Source organism: Mycolicibacterium wolinskyi, assembly GCF_002101965.1.
GTDB classification, from domain to species: Bacteria; Actinomycetota; Actinomycetes; order Mycobacteriales; family Mycobacteriaceae; genus Mycobacterium; species Mycobacterium wolinskyi.
On record NZ_LQQA01000034.1, the window covers coordinates 195,616 to 207,747 of the forward strand.

Here is a 12,132-nt window from a genome sequence, read left to right on the forward strand (position 1 = left end):
TCTGGATGAACCAGTCCGAAGCACCTCTCCTCGACGCCTTGAACTCCTACCACGCGTCAAACCGGTACGGTTTCTCGCCGCCCGGGCACCGGCAGGGCCGTGGTGTGGACGAGCGGGTTCTGCGGGTCCTCGGCCGCGAGCCGTTCCTGAGCGATGTGCTGGCGAGCGGCGGACTCGACGATCGGCGTAGCAGCAACGGCTATCTGACGCGCGCCGAAGATCTCATGGCAGAGGCCGTGGGCGCCGACGTGGCCTGGTTTTCCACGTGCGGCAGTTCGTTGTCGGTGAAGGCCGCGATGATGGCCGTCGCCGGTGGTGACGGCAGCCTGCTGCTGAGCCGGGACAGTCACAAGTCGGTCGTGGCCGGGCTGATCTTCTCCGGGGTGACACCGCGCTGGATCACGCCGCGCTGGGACGCCGAACGGCACATGTCCCATCCACCGTCGCCACAGCAGGTCGAAGAAACGTGGCAGCGCTATCCCGACGCCGCCGGGGCGTTGATCGTCAGCCCGAGCCCGTACGGCACCTGCGCGGATCTGGAGGGCATCGCCGAGGTGTGTCACGCGCGCGGCAAGCCGCTGATCGTCGACGAGGCGTGGGGTGCGCATCTGCCGTTCCACGAGGACCTGCCGACATGGGCGATGAATGCCGGTGCGGATGTGTGCGTGGTGAGCGTGCACAAGATGGGTGCCGGATTCGAACAGGGTTCCGTATTCCACCTACAGGGCGATCTCGTCGACCAGGACCGGCTGTCGCAGTGTGCCGATCTGCTGATGACGACCAGCCCGAACGTGTTGCTGTACACCGCGATCGACGGATGGCGCCGGCAGATGGTGCAGCGCGGGCACGAGTTGATGGGCGCTGCGCTCGAACTGGCCGAGCAGACCAGGCACCAGATCGAGAAGATCCCCGATATCGAGGTTCTCGACGACGAGCTTCTCGGAGTGCAGGCCTCGCACGACCTCGACCGGCTGCAGGTACTGATCGACGTCGCGGAAACCGGGACGTCGGGTTACCAGGCCGCCGACTGGCTGCGCGAGTACTGCCAGGTGGACATGGGGATGACCGACCACCGCAGGATCCTGGCGACCATGTCGTTCGCCGACGGCGCCGACACCGCGGGCCGGTTGATCGACGCATTGACCCTGTGGCGCAAAGCCGCCGACGACTTCGACCGGCCACCGCGCGTCGATCTGCCGTCACCCGAGGAGATCCAGCTGACGACCGTCACGTCACCGCGCGACGCATTCTTCGGTCGGGTCGAGAAGGTTCCGGTCGAGGAGGCGGCGGGCCGGATATCCGCCGAGCAGATCACCCCCTATCCGCCGGGCATCCCAGCAGTGGTCCCCGGCGAACGTCTCAATCAGGCCGTACTCGACTATCTCCGAACGGGTTTGGAGGCCGGCATGAATCTGCCGGATCCGGCGGATCCCCAGCTGCGCACGGTCCGTGTGACGGCCTAGCCGGGTCAACGCGTCGCCCACGCACCACCGTTGACGGCCAGCACCTGACCGGTGAGGTGACGCGCGCCCGGCGACGCAAGGAACTCCACGGTGGCAGCGATGTCCTGTGGCGTGCCTGCCCGTCCCGTCGCGGTGGCAGCGATGAGCTCTGATGTGCGTTCACCGGACAGCTTGTCGCGGAAGAACTCGGTGTCGGCGATGTAGCCGGGCGATACGACGTTTGCGGTCACCCCCAGTGGTCCGAGCGCTCTGGACAGCTCGATGTTCCACGATGCGACAGCGGCTTTCGCCGCCCCGTAGGAGCCTGAGCCCTGGTCGGCGGCGATCGAACCGAGCGTGATGACCGCCCCGCCGCTCGCGAGCTTGTCGCGACACGCGGTGGTCATGATGACCGCGGACAGCACGTTGGCGGTGAAGTTCGACAGCCAGGCGTCGGCGACCTCGCGCAGGGTCTGGCCGGGGGAGTCGGCGTCGAAGTCGCGGTTGCCACCCGCGTTGTTGACCAGGACGTCCACGGCGCCAAGCGATTCCACGAACCCGCCGACGGCATCGGGATCGGTGGCGTCGAAGCAGGCGGATACGACGTTGCCCGGCAATGTGGCTGTCGTCTCTTCGAGCACAGCCTTGCGGCGGCCGGTGATGACGACCGAGTCTCCGGATGCGGCAAATCGTTGCGCGATGGCCCGGCCTATTCCGGTGCCGCCGCCGGTCACCACGACGGTGCGTCCCATGATCACTCCTCTGCTTCGGGTAGGTTGTTTAGAGCTAAACGTAGCAGATCGTTTAGTGCTAAACGAGGAGATGGCATGCTTGATCCGCACGACCCCGTCGATGCGATCGCGTTGGCGTGGGCCAACGAACGGCCAGGCACCGCGGTCGGATCGATCGGCATCGTCACGCGCGTCTGGCACGCCGCGAAGCTTCTCGGCGAGGACCGTCGCCGCACCCTGGCCGCGGCCGGCGCGGATGCCGCGGTGCTCGACTTGTTGTCGGTGCTGCGCCGCAGCGGCGAACCGTACCGGTTGACCACCCGCGAACTGGCGGAGGCGACCATGATCACCGCAGGCGCGATCTCGCAACGGATCGCGCGGGCCGAACGTGACGGCCTGGTCACGCGCACCGCCCGGGTGGACGGCTCACGCAAGGTCGATGTCGAGCTCACGGCCGCGGGCCACGCGCTCGTCGAGGAGCTCGTCGACCGGGTGCTGGGCCGAGAGGCCGAGTTGATCGATCATCTCGACGCCGATCAACAACGACAACTCGCCGAGCTTCTGCGCCGGCTGTTGGACGGTCTCGACCGCAAGCTCGGGAACCAGAAGATCAGCCAGGTCGGCGACATCGCCGAGTAGCACCGCTAAGCCGGCGCGTGGCAGAGCGAAGCCGCCAACCGGAGGTCGTCGACCAACCCGTCAAAGGCGATGTCTCGGTCCTCTTTCGGTCCGCGCAACAACGACGACGGGTGCACGGTCGCCACGAGTTCGGGTTCGCCCGTGGCGATCCCGCTCGGTAGGTGCAGCACCTCGCCGCGGTGCTGGGTGACTCGGAAATCGTTGCCCAGCACCGATTTCGCCGCCGTGGCGCCGAGGAGCACGACGACCTCGGGCTCGACGGCATCCAGTTCGGCCACGAGCCACGGCCGGCACGCGACGACCTCGGTGCGGCTCGGTGTCTTGTGGATGCGCCGTTTACCGCGCTCCGCCTGGGTGAACTTGAAATGCTTGACCGCGTTGGTCAAATACACCGAATCGCGCTCGATGCCCGCCGCGTGCAACGCGTCGTCGAGGACCCGGCCGGCCGGGCCGACGAACGGTGCGCCCGCTCGGTCCTCCCGGTCGCCGGGCTGTTCACCGATCAGCATCATGCGCGCATCCCGCGCGCCCGCCCCGAACACCGTCTGACTGGCGTCGCGGTACAAATCGCAGCCACGGCAACCCCGGGCCGCGGTGGTCAGCACTTCCAGGTCCCGGGAGTCCGGGACGAATACCTCTGCTCCGGCCATACCGACTGGATACCCACTTTGCCGTTTCAACAGCTTTCGCCGGGGTATGCCGCCATCAGCAAACAGGAGAAGGTAACCATGACCACGGCCGCAGTCTCGGTTGACGACAGCCTGGGCACGTCGACCGGCAAGCGCATCGAACATCGCCGGCGAAGTGTTGAAGCGATTGCTCTGGCCACGGGCTGTCGGGTCGTGGTGCGCAACGCCGTCCGGATGTGGGCCTTGCAGCCCGGTCTGGGCTGGCCGTTGGCTTCGATCGACCGCATGGTGGGCCTGATCCCGCGGCGCATCGGTGCGACAGTCGAGCCGGTGGCCTTACCCATGTGTCGAGCCGAATTCGTGCGCGCATCCGGTGCATCGGACCGGCGCGCGATCCTCTACCTGCACGGCGGCGCGTTCATGACGTGCGGGCTCAACACTCACCGAGGCCTGGTGGCGCGGCTGTCGAAGGCCGCCGATGCGGCCGTGCTCAACGTCGGCTACCGGATGCTGCCCGCGTGGGGGTTGGCCGAGGCGATCGACGACGCGCTCGCGGGTCTTCGGTGGTTGCGGCGTCGCGGCTACGACTCGCGACAGGTGGTCATCGCAGGCGATTCGGCGGGCGGCTATCTGGCACTCGCCACGGCGCTGCGCCTCATCGCGCGGGGTGTCGAGCCCGCTGCCGGCGTCGCGGCGATCTCGCCGTTGACCGATCTGGACCCGGCCCGCAAGCTCGCGCACCGCAACGCACGCCGGTGCTCGATGTTCACCGGCGCGGCGCTGTCGGCCTTCGCAAGGTACCTGCACCAGTGTGAACAGGGGCTCGTCCGTGACCGCGATGCGCAGGCCGTGGTGAACCCGGCCGCCGTCGATCTGTCGAACATGCCGCCGGTGGCGGTGCACGTCAGCGGTGACGAATCGCTGTTGGCGGATTCGGAGCTGTTGGCGGACCGGCTCGCCGACGCGAACGTCCGGTGTGATCTGCATGTGTGGAACGGGCAGATTCACGACTTCCCGTTGGCCGCGGATGTGTTGCCGGAAGGCCGCCGGGCTATCCGGTATCTCGGCGATTTCGTCAGGGAGGTCACCCGTACCGGAGGCCGCGTCGCATCGAGTTTGTCGGGTCGGGGCCAGGGGTATTCGGCGCCTGGTGCCTGATGCGACGAGGGAGTACATGGTGGCCGACGTAAACGATGGCAAGGCAAATCCGAAACAAGATCAGCTCGACGAGAACCGGGTGGACCGGGCGACCGGATATCTCACGACACAGCAGGGTGTCCGGGTCGACCACACCGACGATGCGCTGACCGTCGGGGAGCGCGGCCCGACGCTGCTGGAGGACTTCCACGCCAGGGAGAAGATCACCCATTTCGACCACGAACGCATACCGGAGCGGGTGGTGCATGCGCGTGGCGCAGGAGCTTACGGGTTCTTCGAGCCCTACGACGATTCGCTGGCCGAGTACACGGCCGCGAAGTTCCTCACGACACCCGGTCTGCAGACTCCGGTGTTCGTCCGGTTCTCCACGGTCGCCGGTTCACGTGGATCGGCCGACACCGTGCGCGACGTCCGCGGTTTCGCCACGAAGTTCTACACCGAGCAGGGCAATTACGATCTGGTGGGCAACAACTTCCCGGTGTTCTTCATCCAGGACGGCATCAAGTTCCCGGATTTCGTGCACGCGGTAAAACCCGAGCCGCACAACGAGATTCCGCAGGCGGCGTCCGCCCATGACACGCTTTGGGATTTCGTATCGCTGCAGCCGGAAACCCTGCACGCCATCATGTGGCTGATGTCCGACCGCGCGTTGCCGCGCAGCTACCGGATGATGCAGGGTTTCGGCGTGCACACGTTCCGGTTCGTAAACGCCTCCGGTAAAGGCGTTTTCGTCAAGTTCCACTGGAAACCGCGGCTCGGCGTGCATTCTCTGCTGTGGGAGGAATGCCAGAAGATCGCCGGTACCGATCCCGACTACAACCGGCGAGATCTGTGGGATTCCATCGAATCCGGTCAGTACCCGGAGTGGGAACTCGGCGTGCAGCTGGTCGACGAGTCGGACGAGTTCAACTTCCCGTTCGATCTGTTGGACTCGACGAAGATCATTCCCGAGGAGATGGTCCCGGTACGGCCCGTGGGGCGGATGGTGCTCAACCGGAATCCGGACAATTTCTTCGCCGAGACCGAGCAGGTGGCCTTCCACACCGCAAACGTCGTGCCGGGTATCGACTTCACGAATGATCCGCTGTTGCAGTTCCGGAACTTCTCCTACCTCGACACGCAGCTCATTCGCCTGGGCGGGCCGAATTTCGCCCAGCTTCCGGTCAACCGGCCGATCGCCGAGGTGCGTAACAACCAGCACGACGGATACAGCCAGCACACCATTCCGCGGGGCAAGACGAGCTACTTCAAGAACAGCCTCGGGGGCGGCTGCCCGGCGCTCGCCGACGAGGACGTCTTCCGGCATTACACGCAGAAGGTCGACGGCCACACGATCCGGCAACGCGCCGAGAGCTTCAAGGACTTCTACAGTCAGGCCCGACTGTTCTGGAAGAGCATGTCGCCGGTGGAAGCCCGGCACATCGTCGCGGCGTTCGCATTCGAGCTGGGCAAGGTCCACGAGTCGACCGGTATCCGGCCCAGGGTCGTCGAGCAGCTCAACCTGGTGGACAACGATCTCGCTACGCAGGTCGCCGCCAAGCTCGGTCTGCCTGCGCCGAGCGCGGTGTCGATCGAGCTGGACCTGCCGGAATCACCGGCGTTGTCCCAGCTCAATCTGGTCAGCGGCGGCATCGAGACGCGCAAGATCGCACTGTTGGCCGACAACGGAGTCGACGTGGCGGCCGTCGAGCAGTTCCGCGCCGCAATGGATGAACGCGGAGCGACGGTCGAGGTGCTCGCACCCGCGGGTGGCGGCACGTTGCAGGGTGCGTCCGGCGGTGAGCTGGCGGTCGATCGCGGCATGACCACGATGGCCTCGGTGCTCTACGACGCCGTTGTGGTGCCGGGCGGCGCCGAATCGGTCAGTGGGCTGACCGGTGACGGCTATGCGGTGCACTTCGTGCGGGAGGCCTACAAGCACCTCAAGGTCGTCGCGGCTTTCGGCGACGGTTGCGAGATGCTGCGTACCGCGGGAGTGGGTGAGCAGGTGTCCGAAAGCGGCGACGTCACCGCCGAGCGCGGCGTCGTGACGACGGCCGCCACCGGTGAGGTCTCGGCCGATTTCGTCGACGCGGTTGTCGACGCCTTGGCCCTACACCGGGTGTGGGACCGCGAAACCGACGCGGTGCCGGCGTGATGATCGACGTGTTTCCCCGGCCGGTGCCGTGGGCACCCAACTGAGATGACTGACGAACGCAGCGACGTGACGTCCGAGACCCCCGAGGAAGGCGGTCCGGACGACACGCTGTCGCCAAGTGAGGCAACGGATTCGGACGAGGTGGCCAACGCCGACGGTGACGAGGTCGTCGATCCGCCGGAGGATTGGCAGGCCGCCGATGAGACGGAACCCGAGGAGTCGCTCGACCGCAAGCTCGAAGCCGAAGAACCGGATGTTTCCGCGCAGGAGCCCGCGCCACGTGACATCGACGAAACCGCGGCCGAGCCGAGAGACGTCGAAATCGTGCACCCCGACGACCGGCGCGAGGACCGGCCCGATGACAGGCCGGATGACGGAGAGGAGTCCCTCTTCCCGGTGGTTCGGTGACCGAAGGTCAGCCGGCCTGGCGCTGCAGCGTGACCGACGCGGTGTTCGCGTCGGCCTGCGCGGCGATCCCTTGGCCTTTCGCGGTGACCGCCAGCGCGGTGCGGTCCCCGCGGAACAGGTCGCGCGAGAACTCGCACGGTGACCCGTCCTGGTCGTATGTGACGCGAGTGATCAGCAGCAGCGCGGCTTTTGGTTTGATGCCGAGCAGGGTTGCTTCACTGCTGGTGGCGTTGACGGCCTCGATGCGCTCGTCGGCGCGGCCGGCGACCTTGCCGTACTGGGATTCGAGGATTTCGTAGAGGGACCCGCCCAGTTGTTGTTCGAGCAGGCCGGGAAAGGCGTCGGCCGGGAACTGGGCGTGCTCGAGCGAGATGGGCGAGCCGTCGGCCAGGCGGACCCGCTGAATCTCGACGACGTAGTCGCCCGGTCCGAGGCGTAACGCGGTCCGGGTGGCCTGGTCCGGTGTCGTGATCCGCGTGGACAGGACGCGAGTGCCGGCGATATAGCCCTGGTTGGCCAGGAAGGCAGGCACCCCGACGACGTCGGAAAGGTTGCGTTCGACCTGCCCGTGGCTGATGAAGATGCCGCCGGCCCGGCCGATGACCCGGTGCACCAGCCCCGCCTCCTCCAAGGCGGCCAGAACCTGGCGCAGGCTGGACCGGCTGGTGCCGTACCGGTCGGCGAGATCACGTTCACTGCCGAGTTTCGCGCCGGGGGCACCCGCGTTGATGTCGGCGACTATGCGACGCCGCAACTCCTCGCTCTGGATTGCCACCCGGCCCCCTCACCGTGTATTGGTCCAGCCAATTCTAGCCGGAGGTGCCTCAGAGTTCGGCGATGGCCAGATGCGATTCCGGCAGAATCTGCCCACCGTCGACGACCAGCGATTGGCCGGTGATGTAGGCCGCCTCGTCGGTGGCGAAGAACAGTGCCGCATTGCCGATGTCGGCGACCGAACCGAGCCGGCCGGCGGGCACTGCGGAGGCCATTTGGTCGAGGTAATCCTGGCCCATTTCACCGAGACCCTCGGTGATGATGTTGCCGGGCAGCACCGCGTTGATCGTGATCTTCTTGGGCGCGAGTTCCATCGCGGCGGTCCGCAGGAAGCCGAGCTGCGCGGCCTTGCTGGCCCCGTAGTGCGACCAGCCCGGATAACCGGTGATCGGGCCCGTGATCGACGACGTGATCACCACGCGGCCGTGACCGCTGGCGGTCAGCGCCTGCAGGGCGGCCTGCACGATGTAGACCGTGCCCTTGAAGTTGACGCCGAGCACCTGCTCGATGTCTTCGGGCGTGAGCTCCTCCAACCGGCCCGACGGGAAGATTCCGGCGTTGGCGCAGACGATGTCGAGACCGCCGTGCCGCTGCACCGCCTCTGCCACCGCACGCTGCGCGTCCTCGGGGCTGGAGACATCGGCGCTCAGCGCGCTGACGCGGCCCGGCGCGTCGGCCAGATCGGTGACCGCGGCTTCGAGGTCGGCTTGATTGCGCCCGGTGATCAACACGTCGACGCCCGCGTTGGCGAACGTCTGGGCGATGCCGCGGCCGATGCCTTTACTGCCGCCGGTGACTATGGCCGAGCGGCCCTGCAGAGAAGTGAACATGGCTGTGTCCTTCGGGATTTGTGATGGGCTCAGGTGAGGCTCAGGCCGTCGGAACTGAGGTAACGCTCGGCCAGTTCGCAGCTTCCCGCCGCGTAGCTGATCGCCTTGGTGGCCGATTCTCTGGAGTGGCTGTGGCTGCCCATCCAGGCCAGCAACAGCAGTCTGCGCAGCAGCACGAACGAGGCCAGCATCTCCTCGTCGGCCGCAGGTAGTTCGCGGCGGGTGCGGTAACCCTCGACCCAGGCCGCCTGCCAATCCGGCAACGCCGGGTCATCCTCGATGAATGACACCGCGGTGCCGAAATCGTAGAAATACCAGCCGAATCCACAGTCATCGAAATCGATGACGGTGATCTGCGATTCCCCGTCACCCGGAGCGACCAGCAAGTTGGCCAACCGCAGGTCGGCGTGAATCAGGCCGTACCGGTCGGGTGTCGTGCCGTACTTCTCCAGGCGTTGCCGCAACAGCGTCTGGGCCCGTTCCAACAGACGCGTCTCGGTCGGCCCGACGCCTTCCGCGTCCTGCCAACGGCCCCACCGCGGCTGGGCTCCGAGGCTGTGCTCCCAGTCCCACGAGAACCGACCGAAACCCGCAGGCCTGGTCCACCGCTGCGAATGCTCGTGCAGCGCAGCGGTGATACAGCCCAGCGTGTGGAAATCCTGGACGGTGAGCGAACTCTCGTCGGGCTCGACACCACCCACCATGTCGAAATGCACGACGTGGCGGGTGGTCCCGGCCGGGTCATCGCTCTTCACGCTGACGAGACGGCGGCCGTCACGTGCGGGCAGCACCGTCGGCACCGTGACATCGCTGTCAGCGCGCAGCGCCGCCAGCCAGTCCAGTTCCGATTCGATTTCGTGCGGGCGGTGATAGTTCTGCCGGTGCACCCGCAGGATCGACTGCGTGCCGCCGTCTTCGACGAGATAGGTGGCGTTCTCCGACAAGTTCAGCAGCCGCAGCGACGCGTCGGGCGAGATGTCGTACTCGGCCAGCGCAAGCTGCGCGACGACCCGGTCGTCCGAGATCACCCCCATCAGTGCCCTCGCTTCTTCGCGCAAGCGCTCATCAGTGCTCCCGTCCTTCGATCCCCGCCAACACCACCGTTATGCGGTCACGGGCCATCGTGACATCGGCCGTACTGCCGCCGATGTACAGCCGGCCGGCCGCCCCGATCATCTGCACGTCCACCACCGTAAGCCCCGGCGCGGCCCGCTCGGCCTCGTTGGCCGCCACCGCGGCGAACAACGCCGGCGTCATCTCGTACACCAGCAGCGACTGGCCCGGCAGGATCATCGAGGCCTGCCGGTTGCGGTTGAGGATCACCGCGTGCTGGTCGGTGATGTCCTCGATGATGTCGTGGTAGAGCACCCGGGGCCGCAGCTGGTCGGCTGCCTTGTTGCCGGTACCGGCCAGGATCGCCTCGCCGGCCCGGCGGACATCGTCCAGGTTGGCCGAATGGATCTCCAGGACGCCGAATTGCCGTTCGACATAGAGGATTCCGGGCTGCACGCCGGGGACCTCGCGCAACGCCAGATCGATCACCCGCTCGATCGCCAAGGCCGGGGAGACCTCGACGATCAGCGCGTGTTCGCCTTCGTACGGCGGGTATCCCCGGGCCCGGGTCGGTGTCCCCAGATAGGCGGCGAACTGGCGTTGGAGATCCTCGACCAGGAGGTAGACGCGGATCTGGGTGCGGATCCCAGGTTCCCGCGCCGTCTCGGTCACGGTGTCGGGCGGAGCCATGGCTACTTGCTGGACACCGAGAAGTGCGCGCCGAGCTCGTTGTGCGGACGCGGAATGACATGCACGCTGACCAGTTCGCCGACCTGCGATGCGGTCTCGGCGCCGGCCTCGGTGGCGGCCTTGACGGCACCGACCTCGCCGGTGACGATCACGGCGACCAGCCCGTCGCCGACCTGCTGACGGTCGGTGATGGTGACGTTCGCGGCCTTCACCATGGCATCGGCGGCTGCCAGCGCGGCCACGTAACCCTTGGTCTCGATCAGTCCGATTGCGTTGCTGGACATTGGTTTCTCCTTATTGGTTGGGGTTGTTGTCGATGGATCCGATGATGAGGGCGTCGATCGGGGGCGGGGTGCCGGTGAACCAGCTCGCGGCCACCGAACCCTGGGCGATGAGGACGTGTTCACCGACCCCGCTGCCCAGGACGTCGAAGGCGATCATCCGCGAGCCCGATCCGTCGATCTCGACCTCGAGGAACGCGCCGGCCGGGACGCCGTCGATCCGGCGCGTCGACCACACGTTGCCGGTGACTGTCGCTGAAATCATTTGCGCTCCTTCTCGATCGTGATCCCCAGAGCCCTAGCCTTCTCCCGCGCCAGCGGGGTCAGTACCGCCCGGCGGCCCAGCACGAGCGTGCCGCCCGCCATGTCGGCGATGTGCCGTTCGGTCACCGCACCGCTCTCGATCCGGTGGGTGACCGGACCGCCGGACGTGCGCGGCGCGCCGGCGAGCCGGAAAGTCAACCGTCCGGCTTTGAGGTCCGCGCGGGACTTCGGGCTTTCGAAGAGCCGCAACAGTTTCCGTACGAACGAGTCGAGGTCCTTGTCGTTGGCCAACCGCACCTCTTCGGTGCGGTTGCGTCCGTCGACGGCTCGCGGTCCGGTGGGTTCCAGACCCATCTGCTCGGCGACTGTCTGCGGCGGTGGCGGGGCCGGCTCGTTGCGTGCCGGCGGCGCGGTCTTGAGACCTGCCACGGCTTCGCGGACCACCTCGCGCACCAGCGCGCGCAGTTCCTCGCGGGGATAGGTCATCGCACACCCTGCAGTACGGCCAGCGCGTCCTGTGCGGCCTCGGCGGCCTGTCGGACGTCGGCCTCGGCGCCCGACAGGTACACCCGGCCCGTGGCGCCGATCATCCGGAAGTCGACGACTTTGATGTCGGCGGCTTTCTCGGCCTCGTTGGTCGCCAGGATCGCATACGACGCAGGCTGGACCTCCAGCACGAACAGGGATTCGCCCGGCAGCACCATCGATCCGATCTTGTTGCGGTTGATCAGGAACGCGTGCTGGTGATCGATGCTGGAGATGATCCGGGACGCGAGCACCGTCGGGCGCACCGCGGCGTCGGGGTCACCGCCGAGGAAATCCAGGGCGGCGTCGGCAGCGGCCTTGACCGCACCCGTTTCGCCGTGGAACTCCAGATACCCGAATTGTCGTTCCACGACCAGGATCCCGGCCTTCACCTCGGCGTGCTTGAGCGCGACGTCAGTGACCCCTTCGATGTCGAGGCCAGGGGCCACCTCGATGATCTGGGCGGCCATGTCGGCGCGCGGCAACGCACCTTTGATCCAGGTACCCAGATACGACATGGTCTGCGGCTGCAGCCGGTCGATGAAGATGAAGGAACGCAGTTGGGCCACAG

General features: G+C 66.9%; 15 protein-coding genes. 5 read left to right on the top strand and 10 right to left on the bottom strand.

Going from position 1 to position 12,132, the window contains the following annotated elements; genetic code table 11:
- The first annotated feature begins 5 nt into the window (after window positions 1–5).
- Window positions 6–1,463: an aminotransferase class I/II-fold pyridoxal phosphate-dependent enzyme gene (locus tag AWC31_RS34995; RefSeq protein ID WP_085150240.1), complete on the top strand. Its 1,458-nt coding sequence runs from the start codon at window positions 6–8 to the stop codon at window positions 1,461–1,463.
- Window positions 1,464–1,468: 5 nt separating this feature from the next.
- Here AWC31_RS34995 and AWC31_RS35000 read toward each other — a convergent pair whose 3' ends face one another.
- A complete protein-coding gene (locus AWC31_RS35000) occupies window positions 1,469–2,194 on the bottom strand; it encodes an SDR family NAD(P)-dependent oxidoreductase (protein ID WP_085150315.1) in 726 nt (241 codons plus the stop codon).
- A 75-nt stretch (window positions 2,195–2,269) separates the two neighbouring features.
- On the opposite strand from AWC31_RS35000, the gene AWC31_RS35005 reads away from it, so the two are divergent.
- Window positions 2,270–2,812, top strand: a complete 543-nt coding sequence (locus tag AWC31_RS35005; RefSeq protein WP_085150242.1) for a MarR family winged helix-turn-helix transcriptional regulator — start codon at window positions 2,270–2,272, stop codon at window positions 2,810–2,812.
- Between the two features lie 5 nt (window positions 2,813–2,817).
- Here AWC31_RS35005 and AWC31_RS35010 read toward each other — a convergent pair whose 3' ends face one another.
- Window positions 2,818–3,462: a UdgX family uracil-DNA binding protein gene (locus AWC31_RS35010; RefSeq protein WP_085150244.1), complete on the bottom strand. Its 645-nt coding sequence runs from the start codon at window positions 3,460–3,462 to the stop codon at window positions 2,818–2,820.
- Between the two features lie 78 nt (window positions 3,463–3,540).
- Between AWC31_RS35010 and AWC31_RS35015 the strand changes: the two genes are divergently transcribed.
- Genes AWC31_RS35015 through AWC31_RS35025 form a run of 3 tightly spaced genes read left to right on the top strand, consistent with a single transcriptional unit; the run spans window position 3,541 to window position 7,144 of the window.
- Window positions 3,541–4,599: an alpha/beta hydrolase gene (locus AWC31_RS35015; protein WP_085150317.1), complete on the top strand. Its 1,059-nt coding sequence runs from the start codon at window positions 3,541–3,543 to the stop codon at window positions 4,597–4,599.
- 16 nt (window positions 4,600–4,615) lie between these two features.
- Window positions 4,616–6,736, top strand: a complete 2,121-nt coding sequence (locus AWC31_RS35020; RefSeq protein ID WP_085150245.1) for a catalase — start codon at window positions 4,616–4,618, stop codon at window positions 6,734–6,736.
- A gap of 45 nt (window positions 6,737–6,781) precedes the next feature.
- Complete coding sequence (locus tag AWC31_RS35025) at window positions 6,782–7,144, top strand: hypothetical protein (RefSeq protein ID WP_085150246.1); 363 nt, start codon at window positions 6,782–6,784, stop codon at window positions 7,142–7,144.
- Window positions 7,145–7,151: 7 nt separating this feature from the next.
- On the opposite strand, the gene AWC31_RS35030 is transcribed toward AWC31_RS35025, so the two are convergent.
- The 8 genes from AWC31_RS35030 to AWC31_RS35065 are packed head-to-tail and all read right to left on the bottom strand — an operon-like array spanning window position 7,152 to window position 12,130.
- Complete coding sequence (locus AWC31_RS35030) at window positions 7,152–7,919, bottom strand: GntR family transcriptional regulator (protein WP_067848560.1); 768 nt, start codon at window positions 7,917–7,919, stop codon at window positions 7,152–7,154.
- A 49-nt stretch (window positions 7,920–7,968) separates the two neighbouring features.
- Window positions 7,969–8,748: a 3-oxoacyl-ACP reductase FabG gene (fabG, locus tag AWC31_RS35035; RefSeq protein WP_085150248.1), complete on the bottom strand. Its 780-nt coding sequence runs from the start codon at window positions 8,746–8,748 to the stop codon at window positions 7,969–7,971.
- A 29-nt stretch (window positions 8,749–8,777) separates the two neighbouring features.
- Window positions 8,778–9,782 carry a phosphotransferase enzyme family protein gene (locus AWC31_RS35040; protein WP_085150250.1) on the bottom strand — a complete coding sequence of 335 codons (1,005 nt, stop codon included), beginning with the start codon at window positions 9,780–9,782 and terminating at the stop codon, window positions 8,778–8,780.
- 31 nt (window positions 9,783–9,813) lie between these two features.
- Window positions 9,814–10,491, bottom strand: a complete 678-nt coding sequence (locus AWC31_RS35045; RefSeq protein WP_085150252.1) for a microcompartment protein — start codon at window positions 10,489–10,491, stop codon at window positions 9,814–9,816.
- 2 nt (window positions 10,492–10,493) lie between these two features.
- Complete coding sequence (locus AWC31_RS35050; RefSeq protein ID WP_085150254.1) at window positions 10,494–10,775, bottom strand: BMC domain-containing protein; 282 nt, start codon at window positions 10,773–10,775, stop codon at window positions 10,494–10,496.
- Window positions 10,776–10,785: 10 nt separating this feature from the next.
- Window positions 10,786–11,037, bottom strand: coding sequence for a EutN/CcmL family microcompartment protein (locus tag AWC31_RS35055; protein WP_067848544.1), 252 nt, complete (start codon window positions 11,035–11,037; stop codon window positions 10,786–10,788).
- Window positions 11,034–11,522, bottom strand: a complete 489-nt coding sequence (locus AWC31_RS35060) for a hypothetical protein (RefSeq protein WP_085150256.1) — start codon at window positions 11,520–11,522, stop codon at window positions 11,034–11,036. Before AWC31_RS35060 ends, AWC31_RS35055 begins: the two co-directional genes overlap by 4 nt.
- Window positions 11,519–12,130, bottom strand: coding sequence for a BMC domain-containing protein (locus AWC31_RS35065; RefSeq protein WP_067848538.1), 612 nt, complete (start codon window positions 12,128–12,130; stop codon window positions 11,519–11,521). The genes AWC31_RS35060 and AWC31_RS35065 overlap by 4 nt, the downstream gene beginning before the upstream one ends.
- Window positions 12,131–12,132 lie beyond the last annotated feature (2 nt).

Bases quoted from the DNA above. Each gene is read 5' to 3' on its own strand.
- AWC31_RS34995 (WP_085150240.1), top strand. From the start codon at position 6: ATGAACCAGTCCGAAGCACCTCTCCTCGACGCCTTGAACTCCTACCAC.
- AWC31_RS35040 (WP_085150250.1), bottom strand. From the start codon at position 9,782: ATGGGGGTGATCTCGGACGACCGGGTCGTCGCGCAGCTTGCGCTGGCC.
- fabG (WP_085150248.1), bottom strand. From the start codon at position 8,748: ATGTTCACTTCTCTGCAGGGCCGCTCGGCCATAGTCACCGGCGGCAGT.
- AWC31_RS35060 (WP_085150256.1), bottom strand. From the start codon at position 11,522: ATGACCTATCCCCGCGAGGAACTGCGCGCGCTGGTGCGCGAGGTGGTC.
- AWC31_RS35005 (WP_085150242.1), top strand. From the start codon at position 2,270: ATGCTTGATCCGCACGACCCCGTCGATGCGATCGCGTTGGCGTGGGCC.
- AWC31_RS35010 (WP_085150244.1), bottom strand. From the start codon at position 3,462: ATGGCCGGAGCAGAGGTATTCGTCCCGGACTCCCGGGACCTGGAAGTG.
- AWC31_RS35055 (WP_067848544.1), bottom strand. From the start codon at position 11,037: ATGATTTCAGCGACAGTCACCGGCAACGTGTGGTCGACGCGCCGGATC.
- AWC31_RS35050 (WP_085150254.1), bottom strand. From the start codon at position 10,775: ATGTCCAGCAACGCAATCGGACTGATCGAGACCAAGGGTTACGTGGCC.
- AWC31_RS35000 (WP_085150315.1), bottom strand. From the start codon at position 2,194: ATGGGACGCACCGTCGTGGTGACCGGCGGCGGCACCGGAATAGGCCGG.
- AWC31_RS35015 (WP_085150317.1), top strand. From the start codon at position 3,541: ATGACCACGGCCGCAGTCTCGGTTGACGACAGCCTGGGCACGTCGACC.
- AWC31_RS35025 (WP_085150246.1), top strand. From the start codon at position 6,782: ATGACTGACGAACGCAGCGACGTGACGTCCGAGACCCCCGAGGAAGGC.
- AWC31_RS35045 (WP_085150252.1), bottom strand. From the start codon at position 10,491: ATGGCTCCGCCCGACACCGTGACCGAGACGGCGCGGGAACCTGGGATC.
- AWC31_RS35020 (WP_085150245.1), top strand. From the start codon at position 4,616: ATGGTGGCCGACGTAAACGATGGCAAGGCAAATCCGAAACAAGATCAG.